Below are 17,966 nucleotides of genomic sequence, written 5' to 3'. Positions count from 1 at the left end.
ATGGCCTTGACAAAGTGGTGGCAACGGTTGTCTAATCGCATGTTCTTTTTGCCGTGACTTCAAGGGTTTAACCATGAAACGTACCTATCAACCGTCGGTTGTCCGCCGCAAGCGCACCCACGGCTTCCTCGTTCGTATGTCTACCCGTGGGGGCCGCGCTGTCATCCGTGCTCGCCGCGCTAAAGGCCGTCACCGCCTGGCTGTTTGAGCGACAGAGCTGATACCGCCGGGGATCTTGCGCCAGCCGCCGCCGCCTTTCCGAAGCACTACCGCCTTCTGAAAACGGATGAATTTTCATCCGTTTTTGGTTTCCGCAGGGCGCTGAGAAGTCGTCATTTCCTGCTACATTACCGTCGAAGGGACAGCACGGAAGCGCCGGGGGCCCGCCTTGGTCTGGTGGTTGCCAAACGTTTTCTGCGTCGTTCGGTTGATCGAAACCTTGTTCGGCGACTGGTCAGGGAGCGCTTTCGGCTCCTTCGCGCTCGCCTTCGCTCGTGCGACCTGGTGATGCGTCTGGCGGTCAAGCCCTTGCCTCTGGACCGGCGCGATTTGGCGCACGAGATCGAGGGTCTGCTCAGCAAGATGATGTCAACCGACCGGTGATGCGATGAAACAGTTGTTGCTGGCGCTGCTGGGCTTCTACCGATACGCGATCAGTCCCATGCTCGGGCGCCGCTGCCGTTTCTTTCCCAGTTGTTCCGAGTACGCTGCCGAAGCGGTGGAGAAACACGGGGCCGTTAGAGGAAGCTGTCTGAGCGTGCGCCGATTGTTCCGTTGTCACCCGTGGAACCCGGGTGGCTTTGACCCCGTACCCTGAACACAAAACGAATCGTATAGGCTTTCATGGACAATCGACGCCTGCTCCTGTTGCTGGTTTTTTCCTTCTCCCTGGTCATGCTGTGGGATGCCTGGCAGAAGTACAACCAGCCGAAGCCAGCAGCTACTGCCGCCGTCAGTACGCCGCAAGCGCCTGCGCCCCAGCTGTCGACAAACCTGCACGCGCCGCTGCCGGTGCTACCCGACACGGCTGCGGTGAGGGCTCCCGACAAGGCCGAAACGTTCACCGTCAAGACCGACCTCTTCGTCGCGCATATTTCGCGGATCGGTGGTGACATCGTCCGCCTCGAGTTGAACGACTACAAGGACAGCACGAACAAGCAGAAGGACTTCGCGCTTTTCGAGGCCAAGCACCAATACGTCGCGCAGAGCGGCCTTATTGGTGAGGGACTGCCGAACCACAAGACGAGCTTTTCGGCCGTCGCTGGCAGCGCGGAACTGGGCGCCGATGCCAAGACCGTCGTGCTGCGCCTGGAGGCCCCGGCGGGCGGGGGCCTGAAGGTCGCCAAGACCTACACTTTTACGCGTGGCAGCTACCTGATCGACGTCGCGCATGAAATCGACAACGGCAGCGACAAGGAAGTCCTGGCGCATGCCTACTACCAGTTGCAGCGCGACACCAAGGCGCCGGATGGCGAAAGTTCCATGGTGTCTACCTATACTGGCCCAGCCGTTTACACGAACCAGGACAAGTATCAGAAAGTCGACTTCGCCGACATCGAGAAGGGCAAGGCCAAGTTCGCGACCAGGGCGGACGACGGCTGGATAGCGATGGTTCAGCATTATTTTGTCGCGGCGTGGATCCCTGCCACCGGCTTGCCGCGCGAGTTCTACATGCGCAAGCTCGAAGGTGGCGTGAATCCAGCCGTCGCCGTAGGCGTCATCGTTCCGGCACCCGTCGCCGCGCCCGGCGCCAAGGTGACTTTCTCGGTGCCCGTCTATGCGGGCCCGCAGATTCAGGCGACGCTCGAACAACTCGCCAAGCCGGAGGCCGACGGCGGAATCGGCGCGCAAGGCCTGCCACTGGTCGTCGACTACGGCTGGCTGACGATCGTTGCGGCACCGATCTTCTGGTGTCTCGAGGCGATTCACACGGTCGTCGGCAACTGGGGCTGGGCGATCGTCCTGCTGACCATAGGCATCAAGCTGTTGTTCTTCCCGCTGTCGGCGGCCAGCTACAAGTCAATGGCCAAGATGCGAACGGTTACGCCGCGTCTGATGGCGCTCAAGGAACGCTACGGTGACGACCGCCAGAAGCTGAACCAGGAGATGATGGCACTCTACAAACGGGAAAAGATCAACCCGCTCGGTGGCTGCCTGCCGATCGCCGTTCAGATCCCCGTTTTCATTGCACTCTACTGGGCGTTGCTGGGTGCCGTCGAGATTCGCGATGCTCCGTGGATCCTCTGGATAACCGACCTGTCGGCGCAGGATCCGTACTATGTCCTGCCGGTGATCATGGTCGTGACGATGCTGATCCAGACCAAGCTCAATCCGACTCCACCCGACCCGATCCAGGCCAAGGTGATGATGATGATGCCCTTCATCTTTGGCGCGATGTTCTTCTTCTTTCCGGCCGGTCTGGTGCTTTACTGGGTGGTCAATAACGTCCTGTCGATTGCTCAGCAATGGCAGATCACGCGGATGATCGAAGGTGGCGCAAAGGCCGCCAACGACAGTAAAGCCTGAGTCAGGCGAGAACGCAGCAACGATAGCCGCCATCGCGACCGCTCCCGGTCGCGGTGGCATAGGCGTCATTCGCGTCGCCGGCGCGAGCCTGCTTGAATTCGCTGAAGCCCTGAGCGGCAGGCGACCGCTCGCTCGCCGCGCGACCCTCTGCGAGTTCCGGGCGGCCGACCACGTAGTCATCGACACCGGCCTGCTCCTGTATTTTCCCGCCCCGCACTCCTTCACCGGCGACGACGTGCTCGAACTGCACGGGCATGGTGGTCCCGTGGTCATGCAGATGCTGCTCGTGCGCTGCCTGGAACTTGGCGCACGCTTGGCCGACCCCGGCGAGTTCACGCGCCGCGCCTACCTCAACGGCAAGCTCGATCTGGCGCAGGCGGAGGCAGTCATCGACCTGATCGATGCCGCGACGGCGGCGGCGGCGCGTAGCGCGGTACGTTCGCTGCAAGGCGAGTTTTCCGGGGAAGTGCGCGTGCTCCTCGACCAGTTGATCGAGCTGCGGGCGTTGGTCGAAGCCACCCTCGATTTCCCGGATGAGGACGTAGACTTTCTCGAAGCGGCCGACGCATTTGGCCGCCTTGACCGGTTGGAGCAACGCCTGACTCGGGTTTTCGAGCGCGCACGGCAAGGGCGACTGCTGCAAGGCGGACTGCATGTCGTGCTGGTCGGCAAGCCCAACGTGGGCAAGTCCAGCCTTCTCAATCGGCTGGCCGGCGACGAAGTGGCGATCGTCACGCCGCTTCCGGGCACGACCCGCGATCTGGTACGCAGCACGCTGCAGGTCGAAGGCATACCGCTGCACGTCATCGATACCGCGGGACTGCGCGACACCGAAGACCAGATCGAAAGGCTGGGAATCGAACGCACCTGGCGCGAAATCGAGCGCGCCGATGTCGTCGTCTTGCTGGTTGATGCGCGGACCGGCGTCGGCGACGCCGAGCGAGTGATCCTCGCCAAGTTTCCGGCCAAACTGGCGCGAGTGTTCGTCTATAACAAGATCGATCTGACCTCACGGGCGGCGGAACGCCGCGAAGAAGCCGACGGCGTGGCGATAATGCTATCGGCGAGGTCAGGTGAAGGCAGCGAGCTATTGCGGCAAGAGTTGCTGCGCATTGCCGGCTGGCATCCTGCCGAGGACGTCTTCATTGCTCGCGAGCGGCATCTGCACGCCCTGGCGGAAACCCGCCAGAACATCGACGCCGCTCGGCGGCAATTGCCGAGCCTGGAACTTTTCGCCGAAGAACTCAGGCTGGCCCAGTTGGCATTGAGCAGGATTACCGGCGAATACAGCGCCGATGATCTGCTCGGCGAGATTTTTGGGCGCTTCTGCATTGGCAAATAGCGACTGCTCGGCCATACTCGACGAAGTCCGCAGCCGCGACGATGAACAGGGGATCGACAATGAACTGGGACCCGGACCAATACCTGAAATTCCTCGACGCTCGGCAACGGCCGGCACTCGATCTACTCGCGAGGCTTGTCGGCCAGCCGGCGAACAACATCGTCGACCTGGGTTGCGGCGCCGGTAATGTTACCCGCCTGCTTGCCGGACAGTGGCCACAGGCACGGATTACCGGAATCGACAGCGATTCGGCAATGCTCGACAAGGCGGCCAGCAGCTTGTCGTCGATTACCTGGCAGCAGGCCGACATTGCCGCCTGGCAGGGAGAACAGCCGCTCGACCTCATCTTTTCGAACGCTGCCCTGCATTGGCTTGGCGATCACCAGCATCTCCTGCTTCGACTGGTTGAGCAACTGGCGGTCGGTGGTGTGCTGGCGGTGCAGATGCCAGCCAACTTCGCTGCACCGTCGCACAGGATCCTGCTCGAGTTGGCCGGCGACCCCGGTTGGCAAGCGGCCTTCGACGGCGTCCGCCAAGGCGCTGTTCTGACGGCAGCCGAGTATCACGCGCTGTTGACGCCGCATTGTCGTCACCTGGACGTATGGGAGACGACCTATTTCCAGGTACTTGACGGTGACGACGGGATAGTCGAGTGGATGAAGGGGACGACGCTGGTGCCCTACCTCGCCCGCCTCGACAGGCAGACCGCTGAGCACTTTCTTGCGGCCTATCGGGCCCGGCTGCTCGTCGCCTATCCGCGCCGTGCCGATGGGTGCACGCTTTTCCCCTTCAAGCGGATCTTCTTCGTGGCGCAGCGCTGAGTGCCGATAGCCGGCATCGATCACTCGTTGTTGCTGCTTCTAGCGGTGGCCGCGCTGTTTGCCGGCTTCATCGATTCGGTGGTCGGTGGTGGTGGTCTTGTCCAGATTCCCGCCCTGTTCAATGCGCTACCGCAAGAGAGCCCGGCGACCCTTTTCGGCACCAACAAGTTCTCCAGCATCTTCGGTACCAGCAACGCGGCCTGGAGCTACGCTCGCCGTATCCGGATGCCCTGGCGCACTACGCTGCCGGCCGCCATGGCTGCGTTTGCGTGTTCCTACCTTGGCGCCATGGCGGTTGCCTGGTTGCCGGTCGCCATGCTCAGACCGCTGATCCTGATTTTGCTGATTGGTGCCGCCGCGTATACTTTCGCGCGGCAGGACTTCGGCGCGGTGCACCGACCTCAGCACCGGGGGCGACGCGAGTTCGCGTTCGCCCTCATACTCGGCGGTGCCATCGGTTTCTACGATGGCTTCTTCGGACCGGGAACCGGCAGCTTCCTGATCTTCCTGTTCATCCGTTTTTTTGGTTTCGACTTCCTGCATGCTTCGGCAGCGTCGAAAGTGGTCAACGTCGCGACGAACCTCGCTGCCCTCGGTTTCTTCGTTCCCAACGGCCACATCTTGCCGGTACTCGCCGTTCTGATGGCCACGTGCAACGTCCTCGGTTCCCTGCTGGGCACCCATCTGGCGCTGCGCCACGGTAGCGGCTTCGTCCGCAAGGCCTTTCTTGGCGTCGTCGGCGTGTTTATCCTCAAGTTTGCGTACGACTCGTTCGCCTAAGCGAGGCGGGTGGACCGGCCTCAAACAACCGGCTGGAGTCTCGAACGCTGAACGCCGGATGACGACCGGAAATTTCGTCGCCCGTCCGATGGGTGCGTTCGCGACGCGTGAGACGACCTCAGACGAGGCGGTGCCCATCAGCTTCACGAACCGCCGCAGTGATTGCCTGGTTCACGAAACCGCTCTTGTCTCGTGGGCAATGCGGCCGCACAATGATGGCTTGCCGTTTACCGGCGTCGGTAGTGTCGGCAAGCCGATCAATCAAGCGGGGGAGACCATGAAAACAAGACTATCCATTGCCGGAGTTCTGGCTGTTCTGGCGGCCACCTGTGCTGCAACGGCGCAAGCCGACATCAACGTCGGGGTCACTCTTTCGGCTACCGGTCCGGCGGCGTCGCTGGGCATTCCCGAGAAGAACACGGTTGCGCTCTTGCCGACGACCATAGCCGGCCAGAAGGTCAACTACATCGTCCTCGACGATGCCTCGGACACCACTACCGCGGTCAAGAACGCGCGCAAGCTGATCGCCGAGAACAAGGTGGACGTGATCATCGGCTCGACGACCTCGCCCAATTCGCTGGCGATGATCGACGTTGTCGCGGAAGCCGAGACGCCAATGCTTGCCATGGCCGCGTCGGCCCGCATCATCGATCCGATGGACGCCAAGCGGGCATGGGTGTTCAAGACTCCGCAGAACGATGCCCAGATGGCGACGGCGATCGTCGAGCACATGACCAACAACAACGTCAAGACGGTCGCTTACATCGGCTTTGCCGACGCCTATGGCGAAGGCTGGTGGAACGAGTTTTCGAAGATTGCCGAGGTACGCAAGATCCAGATCGTCGGCAACGAACGCTTCAATCGCACCGATACCTCGGTCACCGGTCAGGTACTCAAGATACTCGCCGCCAAACCGGATGCTGTGCTTGTCGGCGGCGCCGGCACGCCGGCGGCTCTGCCGCAGAAATCACTGAAGGAAAAGGGCTACAAGGGCATCATGTACCAGACGCACGGGGTGGCCAATGCCGACTTCCTGCGGGTCTGCGGCAAGGACTGTGAAGGCACCTTTCTGCCTGCCGGCCCCGTGCTGGTTGCGGCACAGCTACCGAACAGCAACCCGATCAAGAAGGCGGCGCTGGAGTACGTTGACAAGTACGAGGCAGCCCATGGCAAGGGCACGGTTTCGACCTTCGGCGCGCACGCCTGGGACGCCGGCAAGCTGCTCGTCAACGCGGTCCCCGTGGCCCTGAAAAAGGCGCAGCCGGGGACGCCAGAGTTCCGCAAGGCCCTGCGCGACGCCCTCGAGAACACCAAGAACCTGACCGCCGCCCACGGCGTCTTCAACATGAGTCCGCAGGACCATCTCGGCTTCGACCAGCGCTCCCGGGTGATGGTCAAGATCGATGGCGGCAGCTGGAAGCTCGTCCAATAGGATTGCGGCCATCGCCCCTTGTCGCCGCGGTCGACAGTGGAACGTGCCAAGGCCGGCAAGTTCGTGCCGATCGCCGCTGATACCGACGTCTGGCTCTTCGGCTGGGTGCCTCCAGCCGTGAGCCGGCCGGGGTATCGACGGGAACGCTTCTGATGAATCTTCAGATTGCCTTGCTGCTCGGGCAGGACGGCCTGACCAACGGCGCCATCTATGCGTTGCTGGCGTTGGCACTGGTCCTCGTCTTTGCGGTCACGCGCGTGATCTTCATCCCGCAAGGCGAGTTTGTCGCTTTCGGTGCCCTGACCTTGGCCAGTCTGCAAGCGGGCAAGCTGCCGGGAACCATCTGGCTGCTGCTGGCGCTCGGTACGCTGATTGCCGCGATCGAGGGATCGCTGGCCATGCGTCGTCGTCAGTTCAGACGGATTCCCGTGATCCTGTTGGTCAACTGCGGCGTGCCCCTGCTGCTTGCCGGGGGCCTAGCGGCGATTTCCGCAGCTACCCTGCCCTTGCCGGTGCAGGTGCTGCTGGCGTTGCTGTTGGTGGTTCCCCTCGGGCCGATGATCTATCGTCTTGCTTACCAGCCGGTTGCCGAGGCGTCGGTGCTGGTTCTGCTGATCGTCTCGGTGGCGGTGCACGTCACCTTGATCGGCATCGGTCTCCTCTTCTTTGGGGCGGAGGGCTCACGCACGCCGTCTTTCACCGACGTCAGCTTCGAGATCGGCGATACGCTGCTCCAGGGCCAGACACTCCTGGTGGTTGTCGCGAGCGTGGTGCTGATAATCGTGCTCTATCTGTTCTTCGAACGCACCCTCTACGGCAAGGCGCTGCGGGCGACGGCGATGAACCGCACCGGCGCCCGCCTGATGGGCATCTCGGGAACGCTGGCGGGCATGCTCTCGTTCACCCTGGCGGCATCCATAGGCGCGTTCTCAGGAATCCTGATCTCCCCGATCACGACCATCTACTATGACTCGGGTTTCCTGATCGGCCTCAAGGGCTTTGTCGGCGCAATCATCGGCGGTCTCGCCAGCTATCCGGTGGCGGCCGCCGGTGCCATTCTGGTCGGTCTTCTGGAATCGTACTCGTCATTCTGGGCGAGTGCCTTCAAGGAGGTGATCGTCTTTACCTTGATCATCCCGGTGCTGCTCTGGCGGTCGCTGAAGGCGCGGCACGTGGAGGAGGAATGAAGCGCGCTGCGCAGGGCATGCACTTTCTGCTGGTGTTCATGGCGGCCCTGGTGCTTGCGCCGCTGGTCCTCCCCGAATTCTACGTGACGCTGCTCAACTACATCGGCCTCTATGCGATCGTCGCCCTCGGACTCGTCATGCTCACCGGAGTCGGCGGCTTGACCTCGTTTGGTCAGGCGGCTTTCGTCGGTCTTGGCGCCTACACATCGGCCTACCTGACTACGGTGCATGGGGTGTCGCCATGGCTGACGCTGCCGGCCGGGCTTCTGGTCACGGCCGCGGTTGCCGTTTCCCTCGGCCTGGTGACGCTGCGTCTATCCGGTCACTTCCTGCCGCTGGGGACGATCGCCTGGGGAATCAGTCTCTATTACCTCTTCGGCAACCTCGCTGCGCTCGGTGGTCACACCGGTATCACCGGCATCCCGTCGCTTCAGCTCTTCGATCTCGAGCTGAAGTCCGGCCGTGAATTCTTCTACTTGATCTGGGCGGTTCTGCTGCTGATTGTTCTCGCCACGCGCAACCTGTTGGACTCGCGCGAGGGGCGCGCCATCCGCGCTCTGCGCGGGGGCTCGCTGATGGCCGAGGCGATGGGCGTCAACACACCGCGCGCGAAGATCGTCATCTTCACCGTAGCCGCTCTCTACGCCAGTGTCTCCGGTTGGCTGTACGCACACCTGCAACGCTTCGTCAACCCGACGCCCTTCTCCCTCACGCAAGGGATAGAGTACCTGTTCATGGCCGTGGTTGGCGGCGTAGCGCACGTCTGGGGGGCGATCGTCGGCGCTGGCCTGATCACGATTCTCAAGCAGTGGCTGCAGGACTGGTTGCCGAGACTTGTTGGGGAGAGCGGCAACTTCGAGGTCATCGTTTTCGGGCTGCTCATGATCTTCGTGCTCCAGCGCGCCCGTGACGGCGTGTGGCCGATCGTCATGCGCTGGTTTCCAAAGCCGGTGGCGCGAGTGATCGCCCACGACAGTCAGCCGCTGGCACGTCGGTCGCTTCCGGAGTCTGGTTCCCTGCTCCTCGAGGTAAAGGACGCGAGCAAGCGTTTCGGCGGCCTGGTGGCCAACGACAGGGTGAGCTTCACTGTCCGGGCGGGCGAGGTGATGGCGCTGATCGGGCCGAATGGCGCCGGCAAGAGCACGATGTTCAACGGCATTTCCGGCGTCGATCCGCTGAGTTCGGGCGCCGTGACCTTTCGCGGCAAGCGCATCGAGTCCTTGCTGGCGCGAGATATCGCACGCCTCGGCATGAGCCGGACCTTTCAGCACGTCCGTCTGCTGGCCGGAATGAGCGTCATCGAGAACGTCGCCATTGGTGCTCATCTGCGCGGCCGCAAGAGTTTCGTGGCTGCAGCCTGTCGTGCCGATCGCCACGAAGAAGCTCGGCTGTTGCGCGAGGCGGCGGTGCAGATCGAACGCTGTGGTCTCGCCGAGCAGATGTACGAGGCCACCGGTAGTCTGCCGCTCGGCAGGCAGCGCCTTGTCGAGATCGCCCGGGCGCTGGCTGCCGATCCCTGTCTTCTGCTGCTCGATGAGCCGGCTGCCGGACTGCGCTACCTGGAAAAGCAGGCCCTCGCCGATCTGTTGCGCCGTCTGCGAGCGGAAGGAATCGGTATCCTGCTGGTCGAGCATGACATGGATTTCGTGATGGGTCTGGCCGACCGGGTGGTGGTGATGGAGTTTGGCAGGAAACTCGCCGTCGGTCTGCCCGAAGAGATTCAGCGGAATCCGGCGGTGGTTGAAGCCTACCTCGGGGGTGTCGAATGAATGCCCTGGACAACCCGGGTGAAAAGGTCGTCGTGCTCGAGGTAAGCAGCCTGTCGGTCAGCTATGGCAAGGTCGACGCACTGCATGGATTGGCCCTAAAAGTGCACCGTGGGGAGATCGTCACCGTCATTGGCCCGAACGGTGCCGGCAAGACCACCCTGCTTTGTGCCTTGATCGGTCTGCTGCCGGCGCGTGGCGAGATCGTCTATCTTGGCGAACGGCAGGGCTCCGGACGCAGTGTCGAGATGTTGGTGCGCCAGGGAATGACTCTGGTTCCCGAGAAACGAGAACTGTTCGCCGAAATGAGCGTCTGGGACAACCTGCTGCTGGGCGCTTTTGACCGCTATCGGGCGGGGCACCGCGACCAGCTGGAAACCATCGACGAGGTGTTTGACATCTTTCCCCGCCTGATGGAGCGTCGCGAGCAGATGGCCGGCACGCTTTCCGGCGGCGAACGCCAGATGCTCGCGATGGGCCGCGCCCTGATGGCCAAGCCCAGGCTGCTGCTGCTCGACGAACCCAGCCTGGGACTTGCTCCCCTGGTCATCAAGGAGATCTTCCGCACGATCACCCAGCTCAAGAAGCTGGGCGTGGCCATCTTGCTCGTCGAGCAGAATGCTCGCGCTGCACTGCAGGTCGCCGACTACGGCTACGTTCTGGAAACCGGCGAACTCTCACTGGAAGGGCCCAGTCGTCAGCTGCTGACGGATCCCCGGGTCATTGAAAGCTACCTGGGGCTGGGTGGGCGTCACTAACGCTCGAGTTCAGCAGCAGGGTCAGTCGCTCGACATGTAGTGCGCTCTCCGACCCCTCAACGGGCGGCCGCTCCTGCCGCTCGATGTGCAGCGACTGACGCAGATCCGTTCTTCCTCCGGCAGGCGTCCGGTGGTGCAACTCGAGTCCCCAGAGGCTCATCGCCTGGGACACGAGAACGGCTTCGCCGCCGCTGAGGGACCAATCGGCATTGACGATGTCGAGCATGGCGCGCAGCGCCTCCTTCTGCAGTTCAGGCGAGCGAATGTCGCCGAGAAGATGATCGATCACTTCGCGATCGATCTCGATCTGTCCAACATTGGGAGCGCGGGCCGACTGCAGGATGTCGTTGCAGAACTCATGCATGACCTGATCGAAGGTTTCCGGGTCAATGTTCAGATTGTCGAGAATCGAGTGCTTCTGGAGTGCCTGGATCTCGCTGTTGTCCAGCCCACCATCGGCGAGCAGGGCGAGAGATACAACGCGTGCCATGGCTTGGGTGCTGTCCGAGGTGTAGTGACGCATGTGTTTCTCCTGGGGTGGTTGGTACGGGTTCGGTCGGCATCTGTTGCTCGACGAGCGAACTATGCGCACGCAGACGAATTACGTCAAATCATATAAACTTGCTTAACCTATTTGCTGGAGCTTATGGATGCCTCGTCGCCGCATCACCTTCCGCCAACTCGATACTTTTGCGGCCGTGGCCCGGCATGGCAGTTTCACCAAGGCGGCCGAGGCGCTGCACCTGACGCAGCCGGCAGTCTCGCTACAGGTCCGGCAGATCGTCGACAGCGTGGGATTGCCGCTGTTCGCCCAGGAAGGCCGCGAGGTGGCGCTGACCCAGGCCGGGGAGGAGATGCTCAACACCGTACGGCTGCTGGACGACGTCTGGAGCCGCTTCGAATCGGTGATCGATGACCTGAAGGGCTTGCAGCGCGGCCGCCTGCGGGTGGCGCTGGTGAGTACTGCCCGATACTTTCTGCCACGCATGCTGGGGAATTTCTGTCGGCGCTTTCCGGAGATCGACATCGCCATGGAAATCACTGACCGGGATCGCCTTGTCGCGCGCATGCGCGGCAATCAGGACGATCTCTACATCATGCTGTACCCGCCCGAAGAACTCGAGGTCGTCAGCTACCCGTTTCTCGATAACGAACTGGTGGTGATTGCTGCTCTCGGTCACTGGGCCGCGGGACAGTCGTTGGAACTCGCGGCGCTTGCCGGCGAGCGTTTCATTCTCCGTGAAGTGGGCTCCGGTTCCCGCCGCACGATCGACACGCACCTGCAGGCGATCGGGTTGAAACTTGACGTCAAGCTGACGCTCAACAGCAACGAGGCGATCTGCGACCTGGTGGCGAGCGGTATGGGACCGGCAGTGCTCTCTCGGCACGCCTTGCCGGCCGATCCGGCAAGCGGCGGCCTGTGCATTCTCGACATCAACGGCTTTCCGCTGCGCAAACCCTGGCGCGCGGTGCATCTGAAGTCGAAGATCCTGTCCTTGCCGGCGCGCGCGTTTCTCGACCACCTGCTGCTTGACGCCAACTCGCCCCGCTACGGCCAGGGAGCGGGCACAGCCGCTTAGGTACCCGGCTTCTCGGCGGGGTTTCGGGCGGCGCCGAACGGCACGATGGGAACCCCGTACTTGCGTGCGACGCGCTGGTACGTCTCGCGCGCCGAAATTACTCGCGGATTGCGGATATCTTTGGTCTGCGCCATCTCCAGATAGCGCAGACCACGTTTGGCCAGGTTCGCATCCCAGCCCTTGATTTCGAGCAGGGTAAAAATCGCCTTTGTGGCATTGACCAGAAACTGGAGGTTGGGCACGCGTTCGGCAGCCTCCATCAGCAGTTGCACAGACCCCTGCACGTCGCCGCTGCGTGCTGCCAGCACGCCGCGATTGTTGAGCTCGACGATTTCCCGTCCGACCTGCGCGAGGAGTTCCTGACCATTCTGTTCCATCCCCGCCTTGGTGTAGATGTTTTGCACCTGGGCGATCATGGCTCGGTTCTCATGGTTTTCGGCGGCTACCTTGCGAACGATCTCCTGCGCGGCAGCCTCGTTACCGGTCGCCAGACACGCCTGCGCCAGGTCGAGAGTCAGATTCTGCGAAACCGGTGCCGCCCCGCCTTCGTTCTTGATTGCTTCGTGCAGGAGGATAGCTTGTTCCACGGCGCGCTTGGCCTTGGCTGGATCGCCCTCCTTCTCGGCGCACAGTCCTTCCATGACCAGTGCGGCCAACTCACCTTGCTTGTTGCCCCGCCAGTCACGCCGAAGTTCATCATTGATCTTCTTGGCGCCCTCCGTGTGACCACGTTCCACCATGATGCGCGACAGGTTGGTGTAGTCGTCGATGTTCTTCAGCGACGAGCCGCGGCGGCGCTCGAGCACTTTGCCGTACGCTTTTTCCGCCGCCGGCAAATCGTTGTTACGTGCCGCCACGTCGCCCACCAGCCGCTGTCGCGACGAGTTGTTCGGAGAAATCGTCGCTGCGCGTTGCAGGGTTTCCTGCGCTTCGGCAGACTGGCCCATGTCTTCCTGTACTTCCGCGAGGAAGTCGTAGGCCGCCGTAAACTCGGGGAAATCGTCGACCAGGGACTCTCCGACAGCAAGGGCTTCGGTCATCTGTTGCTGACCACGCAAAGCCATGGCCAGGCCCATCTTGGCCCACGGAACGACGCGTTGTTCGAGCACCTGCTCGTACACCGCCTTTGCTTCGACATGGCGGCCAAGAGCATTGAGGATTTCTCCCTTCAGGCGCAGGGCGTCGAACAGGAAGCCGCTCTCTTGCGCAACCAGGCCTTCACAGGTTGTCAGCGCTTCACTGAAGGCGCCGTTATCGAGTTGCTCGTAGAGCTGAGCAAAAAAATGCTTCTTGTAGAGTGCGCGTATCAGCCGGCCATGCAACTCGTCGGCCGTGAAGGGCTTGATCAGATAGTCGTCAGGTGCCAGTTCGGCGACCGAAACAACGTTGTGATAAGCACGCTCGCTGGTAATGATGATGAAGACGGTGGTCAGCGCCACCAGATGCTGCTGGCGTAGTTCCTCGAGCAGTTGCTGGCCATCGCGTCCGTCCTCGAGCTGGTAGTCGGACAGGATGATATCGAAGTGATGGGCCTTGACCTGTCGCAACACCTCGGCCGAGCTGCCGGCGTTGTGCACGGCGGTGACGCCCAGCGCCGACAGCATGATGCGGAGCGAATTGCGGGCATTGGGGTGGCGATCGATCAGCAGGGCTCGCTTGCGTTCCAGCTCCTTGCTGAGCTTGTGGCGCAGATCGTTGGTCGAGTCGGGTGTCTTCATGGCCGAACGTTACCCGACAGTTCGTTGCTGATCAAGCGGTTGATGTGCAAGATGTTCGCCGCCACCTTGCGTGGAGACACGAGGTTCCCGGCAAAACCGCGGATGCGCTCGCGCGCGAAGGGCGAGATCGGCGCACGGTGGATCGCCGCGAGCGGCTTGGCAACGCCGGCGATGAGAGCGTTGTTGAATCCCCACAAGGTGCGATCGACTGGTGCCAGGGCGTACGGGAATGTCGGTGGCGTCACGTTTCCGCGGTGAACAGCGGGCGCACCGGGTCCGTCGTTCACGTTGGATTTTCTAGCCGCCTTGCCTGCTGTCCCCCCGAGCATCCTCGGCAACAACCTCCTCAGCGTCGTCGGTGGCCGTCTCCTCGCGCCCGTGCCACTCGCGGATCGCTTGGCGCATCGTCGGATAGGCGCGCTGGCGCAGCGACTCGTCGGGGTGGCCGGTGATCTCCAGCCAGCGCTCGAACTCGATCTGCCGGCCGGCAAGGGTAAGGACGATACCCTGAGCGGCGAGTTCCTCGTCCAGCCGCTCGAGCATGTCGATGCCGGTGATGTCGAGGTTGGTCATCGGAATCAAGTCGAGCACCACACGTTCGACAGGCAGCGTCTGTCGGGCGATGGCGCGTTGCACCTCGCTACGGAAATGGCTGGCGTTGAAGAACACCAACGGCCCGCAGAAGCGCAGCAGAAGGAGGCCACCAATCGGCGTTGCGTCTGGAAACAGGAGGCGGTTGTAAAGCCCGGAGCGGCCGTCGACGACGACGAGTTCTTCGAGCGCAGGGCGCGCCACGCGGCGCACGAACATCAGCAAGGCCAGAGTGACCGCCAGCATGATCGCCTTGATGGCACCGAACGCGAGGACACCGAGCATGGTGACGGCGCCGAGCAGCAGTGCTGCCCGTTCGACCTGGTGGTAACGGCGGAATACCTGCAGGTCGAGCAGGGACCACGAAGCAAAGATGAGCACAACGCCAAGCGCCGGAATCGGCAACCACGCCAGCGAAGCAGTACCAGCCAGGAGCAGAAGCGCGATGGCGACGGCGGCGATGATGCTGACCATCTGAGTGCGCCCGCCATTGGCGTCATTGACCGCGGTGCGTGATGACGAACCGGTGACCGCGAAGCCCTGTGACAGGGCGGAAACGATGTTGGCCATACCGAAGGCGGCGAATTCGCGGTCGACGTCGATGTCGTAGCGGTTGCGCTCGGCAAAGCTGCGCGCCGTCAGCATGCCGCTGGTGAACAACACCAGCCCCAGGCCGGCCGCCGAGCCGGCCAGATCACCGACCTCGTGCAACTGCAGCTCAGGCCAGTCGAGCGTCGGCAGGCCGCTGGCCACCGGACCGATCAGCGCCACGCCCATTTCGTCGAGACGCAGCGAGTAGGCGGCCAGGGCGGCGAGGATCATGGTCACCAGCGACGCCGGTATGCGCTTCGACAGGCGCGGCATCACGGACATCACCAGCACACAGCCGAGCGACAGCAGGACCGTCGGGACGTGCGCCTGCAACACCAGTTCCGGGATCTCGAGTATCTGGCGGAAGAAGCGGCTGGCTTGGCCTTTGCTGCCGAGCACCTTGCCCACCTGGCCGACCATGATTGACAGGGAGATGCCGTTGAGGAGACCGACGAGGATCGGCCGGGCGAGGAAATCGGCGAGGCCGCCGAGGCGCAGGAAGCTGGCGGCGATACAGAAGATGCCCGTGAGAAGCGTCAGGGCAATGCTGAACGAGAGATAGACACCGCTGTTTCCCGCCGCCAGAGGCGCGACGACGGCGGCGATCATGGCACAGGTGGCGGCGTCGGGGCCGATGATCATCTGTCGCGAGGTACCGGCGAGCGCATAGACGATCATCGGCAGGATCGACGAATAGAGGCCCGCAGAGGGGCTCAGCCCCGCCACTTCGGCGTAGGCGATGGCCACCGGAATCGACACCGCAGCGACCGACAAGCCTGCACTGAAGTCGTGTGGCCAGTCTTCGGCACGGTACTTGAGCAGGGGCTGCAGCCCAGGTAGCAGGCGATTCAGGTAAGCAATGGCGGGCACTGTGCTCACATCCAGAGTAGGGATCGCAGATTCTACGGTAATGGCCGGAGCATGGTAGCCTCATTCCAGCCGCGTCAATCGAAAGTCCCTGGTCTGAGTCGTCTCGCATCGATGGCCGGCTGGTCGAGCGGACGGTGGGCCTCGTCGAAACCGTTGGACCTGGCCAACTCGTGGCGCGGCTCGATCCACAAAATGAGGAGAGCAATCTTCAGTCTGCGCGCGCACAACTGGCCGCGGCCGGGAGGACCTATCCGTGGTGCACCACGGACAGCTCATCGCCGTTCCACAGGCAAGCTCGAGAAGGTTGCCCTCCATTGCTTCCCGCACGCTGCAAACTGCCGGGAGCTACGCCACCACGCTTGCCGACCTGTTCCGTGAAACCGCGGCGAGATCCTCCCCGCCTCTCAGGTGACTGAACTGCGAATCAGGTAATCGAAGGCACTCAAGGAAGCCTTGGCCCCTTCTCCCATCGCGATGACGATCTGCTTGTAAGGCACTGTCGTGACATCACCGGCAGCGAAGACGCCCGGCAGCGAGGTCTCACCGCGAGCGTCGATCTCGATTTCGCCGCGTGGCGAGAGGGCGATCGTCCCCTTCAGCCACTCGGTATTCGGCAACAGGCCGATCTGCACGAAGACGCCTTCGAGCTCGACGCGATGCGCTTCGCCGCTGCTACGGTCGGTGTAGACCAGGCCGTTGACTTTCTTGCCGTCACCGGTCACTTCGGTGGTCAGGGCGCTGGTGATCACCTTGACGTTGGCAAGACTGAAAAGCTTCTTCTGCAGGATGGCGTCGGCACGCAGAATGCTGTCGAATTCGAGCACAGTGACGTGCGCGACGACGCCGGCAAGGTCGATCGCCGCCTCGACCCCGGAGTTGCCGCCGCCGATCACCGCCACGCGCTTGCCCTTGAACAGCGGGCCGTCACAGTGCGGGCAATAGGCCACGCCGTGACCGCGATACTCCTTCTCGCCGGGAACGTTCATCTCGCGCCAGCGTGCGCCCGTGGCGAGGATCACCGTCTGGCTGCGCAGCTTGGCGCCGCTGGCCAGGCGGATTTCGCTCGGCCCGCCATCGCTGCCCGGTAGCAGCGCCTCGGCGCGTTGCAGGTCCATGACATCGACGTCGTATTCGCGGACGTGCTGCTCCAGCCCGGCGGCGAGTTTCGGGCCGTCGGTCTGGCTGACGGAAATGAAGTTCTCGATCCCCAGCGTGTCGAGCACCTGGCCACCGAAGCGTTCGCTGACCACCCCCGTGCGAATCCCCTTGCGGGCCGCGTAGATCGCTGCGGCGGCGCCGGCCGGGCCACCGCCGACGATCAGCACGTCGAAGGGCTCGCGCGCCGAGATCTTCTCGGCTTCACGCTGCAGGGCGCCGGTATCGATCTTGCCGACGATCTCCTCGAGCAGCATGCGGCCCTGGCCGAAGTGTTCGCCATTCAACAGAACGGTGGGAACCCCCATGATCTGCCGGCTGGTCACCTCGTCCTGGAACAGCGCGCCATCGATCATCTCGTGGCTGATGCCGGGGTTCAGCACGGCCATCAGGTTCAGTGCCTGGACGACATCGGGGCAGTTATGGCAGGAGAGCGAGATGAAGGTCTCGAAGTGAAATGTCCCGGGAATGGCGCGGATTTCCTCGATGGTGCTGGCTTCGGCCTTCGGCGGATGACCGCCGACCTGCAGGAGAGCCAGGATCAGCGACGTGAATTCGTGCCCCATCGGGATGCCGGCAAAGCGGATTCGCGCCGGCTCGCCAGCCCGGGCGACGGCAAAGGAAGGCTTGCGCGGGGCAACGCCATCGTTCCTGATGCTGACCTTGTCCGAGAGCGCGGCAATGTCCTGAAGCAGCGCCCACATCTCGCCCGCCTTCTCGCTGCCGTCGAGTGAGGCGACGAGTTCGATCGGCTGGCGGATCTTTTCCAGATAGGCCGTGAGTTGTGTTTTGATGTTTGCGTCCAGCATGTGAGTTCTTCCTTGTCGAGTGTCATGGAAAAGGGGCCGC

General features: G+C 62.8%; 17 protein-coding genes. 12 read left to right on the top strand and 5 right to left on the bottom strand.

Features of this window, described 5'->3' with window-relative positions:
- Positions 1 to 73: 73 nt before the first annotated feature.
- The 11 genes from rpmH to CAP2UW1_RS22165 all read left to right on the top strand — a co-directional run bounded on the left by rpmH (position 74) and on the right by CAP2UW1_RS22165 (position 10,612).
- A complete protein-coding gene (gene rpmH / locus CAP2UW1_RS24900; protein WP_081444259.1) occupies positions 74 to 208 on the top strand; it encodes a 50S ribosomal protein L34 in 135 nt (44 codons plus the stop codon).
- The gene (gene rnpA / locus CAP2UW1_RS22205) at positions 205 to 603 is read left to right on the top strand and encodes a ribonuclease P protein component (protein ID WP_015768850.1); all 399 of its coding nucleotides are present in this window, start codon (positions 205 to 207) and stop codon (positions 601 to 603) included. The genes rpmH and rnpA overlap by 4 nt, the downstream gene beginning before the upstream one ends.
- A gap of 4 nt (positions 604 to 607) precedes the next feature.
- Entirely contained in the window at positions 608 to 817 is a 210-nt protein-coding gene (yidD, locus tag CAP2UW1_RS24895) for a membrane protein insertion efficiency factor YidD (RefSeq protein WP_015768849.1), read from the top strand.
- Positions 818 to 843: 26 nt separating this feature from the next.
- On the top strand, positions 844 to 2,526 hold the full coding sequence (gene yidC, locus CAP2UW1_RS22200) for a membrane protein insertase YidC (protein ID WP_015768848.1): 1,683 nt from the start codon (positions 844 to 846) through the stop codon (positions 2,524 to 2,526).
- Complete coding sequence (gene mnmE, locus CAP2UW1_RS22195; RefSeq protein ID WP_015768847.1) at positions 2,492 to 3,868, top strand: tRNA uridine-5-carboxymethylaminomethyl(34) synthesis GTPase MnmE; 1,377 nt, start codon at positions 2,492 to 2,494, stop codon at positions 3,866 to 3,868. Before yidC ends, mnmE begins: the two co-directional genes overlap by 35 nt.
- A 59-nt stretch (positions 3,869 to 3,927) precedes the next feature.
- Positions 3,928 to 4,689 (top strand): methyltransferase domain-containing protein, encoded by a 762-nt coding sequence (locus CAP2UW1_RS22190; RefSeq protein ID WP_015768846.1) that lies wholly within the window; start codon positions 3,928 to 3,930, stop codon positions 4,687 to 4,689.
- A 30-nt stretch (positions 4,690 to 4,719) separates the two neighbouring features.
- A complete protein-coding gene (locus CAP2UW1_RS22185; RefSeq protein WP_412566880.1) occupies positions 4,720 to 5,469 on the top strand; it encodes a sulfite exporter TauE/SafE family protein in 750 nt (249 codons plus the stop codon).
- A 277-nt stretch (positions 5,470 to 5,746) separates the two neighbouring features.
- On the top strand, positions 5,747 to 6,901 hold the full coding sequence (locus CAP2UW1_RS22180) for an ABC transporter substrate-binding protein (RefSeq protein ID WP_015768844.1): 1,155 nt from the start codon (positions 5,747 to 5,749) through the stop codon (positions 6,899 to 6,901).
- A gap of 152 nt (positions 6,902 to 7,053) precedes the next feature.
- Positions 7,054 to 8,088: a branched-chain amino acid ABC transporter permease gene (locus tag CAP2UW1_RS22175; RefSeq protein ID WP_015768843.1), complete on the top strand. Its 1,035-nt coding sequence runs from the start codon at positions 7,054 to 7,056 to the stop codon at positions 8,086 to 8,088.
- Positions 8,085 to 9,857, top strand: coding sequence for a branched-chain amino acid ABC transporter ATP-binding protein/permease (locus CAP2UW1_RS22170; protein ID WP_015768842.1), 1,773 nt, complete (start codon positions 8,085 to 8,087; stop codon positions 9,855 to 9,857). The genes CAP2UW1_RS22175 and CAP2UW1_RS22170 overlap by 4 nt, the downstream gene beginning before the upstream one ends.
- A complete protein-coding gene (locus CAP2UW1_RS22165) occupies positions 9,854 to 10,612 on the top strand; it encodes an ABC transporter ATP-binding protein (protein ID WP_015768841.1) in 759 nt (252 codons plus the stop codon). The genes CAP2UW1_RS22170 and CAP2UW1_RS22165 overlap by 4 nt, the downstream gene beginning before the upstream one ends.
- On the opposite strand, the gene CAP2UW1_RS22160 is transcribed toward CAP2UW1_RS22165, so the two are convergent.
- Positions 10,575 to 11,135: a TerB family tellurite resistance protein gene (locus tag CAP2UW1_RS22160; protein WP_015768840.1), complete on the bottom strand. Its 561-nt coding sequence runs from the start codon at positions 11,133 to 11,135 to the stop codon at positions 10,575 to 10,577. The genes CAP2UW1_RS22165 and CAP2UW1_RS22160 overlap by 38 nt on opposite strands.
- A 127-nt stretch (positions 11,136 to 11,262) precedes the next feature.
- Between CAP2UW1_RS22160 and CAP2UW1_RS22155 the strand changes: the two genes are divergently transcribed.
- Positions 11,263 to 12,192 carry a LysR family transcriptional regulator gene (locus CAP2UW1_RS22155; protein WP_015768839.1) on the top strand — a complete coding sequence of 310 codons (930 nt, stop codon included), beginning with the start codon at positions 11,263 to 11,265 and terminating at the stop codon, positions 12,190 to 12,192.
- On the opposite strand, the gene CAP2UW1_RS22150 is transcribed toward CAP2UW1_RS22155, so the two are convergent.
- From CAP2UW1_RS22150 to ahpF, 4 genes are all read right to left on the bottom strand, one after another.
- Positions 12,189 to 13,910, bottom strand: a complete 1,722-nt coding sequence (locus CAP2UW1_RS22150) for a response regulator (protein ID WP_015768838.1) — start codon at positions 13,908 to 13,910, stop codon at positions 12,189 to 12,191. The genes CAP2UW1_RS22155 and CAP2UW1_RS22150 overlap by 4 nt on opposite strands.
- Complete coding sequence (locus tag CAP2UW1_RS22145; RefSeq protein ID WP_015768837.1) at positions 13,907 to 14,197, bottom strand: MlaA family lipoprotein; 291 nt, start codon at positions 14,195 to 14,197, stop codon at positions 13,907 to 13,909. Before CAP2UW1_RS22145 ends, CAP2UW1_RS22150 begins: the two co-directional genes overlap by 4 nt.
- Before the next feature lie 10 nt (positions 14,198 to 14,207).
- Positions 14,208 to 15,962, bottom strand: a complete 1,755-nt coding sequence (locus CAP2UW1_RS22140) for a SulP family inorganic anion transporter (RefSeq protein ID WP_015768836.1) — start codon at positions 15,960 to 15,962, stop codon at positions 14,208 to 14,210.
- 404 nt (positions 15,963 to 16,366) lie between these two features.
- Entirely contained in the window at positions 16,367 to 17,926 is a 1,560-nt protein-coding gene (ahpF, locus tag CAP2UW1_RS22135; RefSeq protein ID WP_015768835.1) for an alkyl hydroperoxide reductase subunit F, read from the bottom strand.
- Between the last annotated feature and the right edge of the window lie 40 nt (positions 17,927 to 17,966).

It is taken from the genome of Candidatus Accumulibacter phosphatis (genome assembly GCF_000024165.1).
GTDB lineage: Bacteria > Pseudomonadota > Gammaproteobacteria > Burkholderiales > Rhodocyclaceae > Accumulibacter > Accumulibacter phosphatis.
The sequence above is the reverse complement of the archived record's forward strand: the minus strand, read 5'-3'. Positions and strand labels throughout refer to the sequence as shown.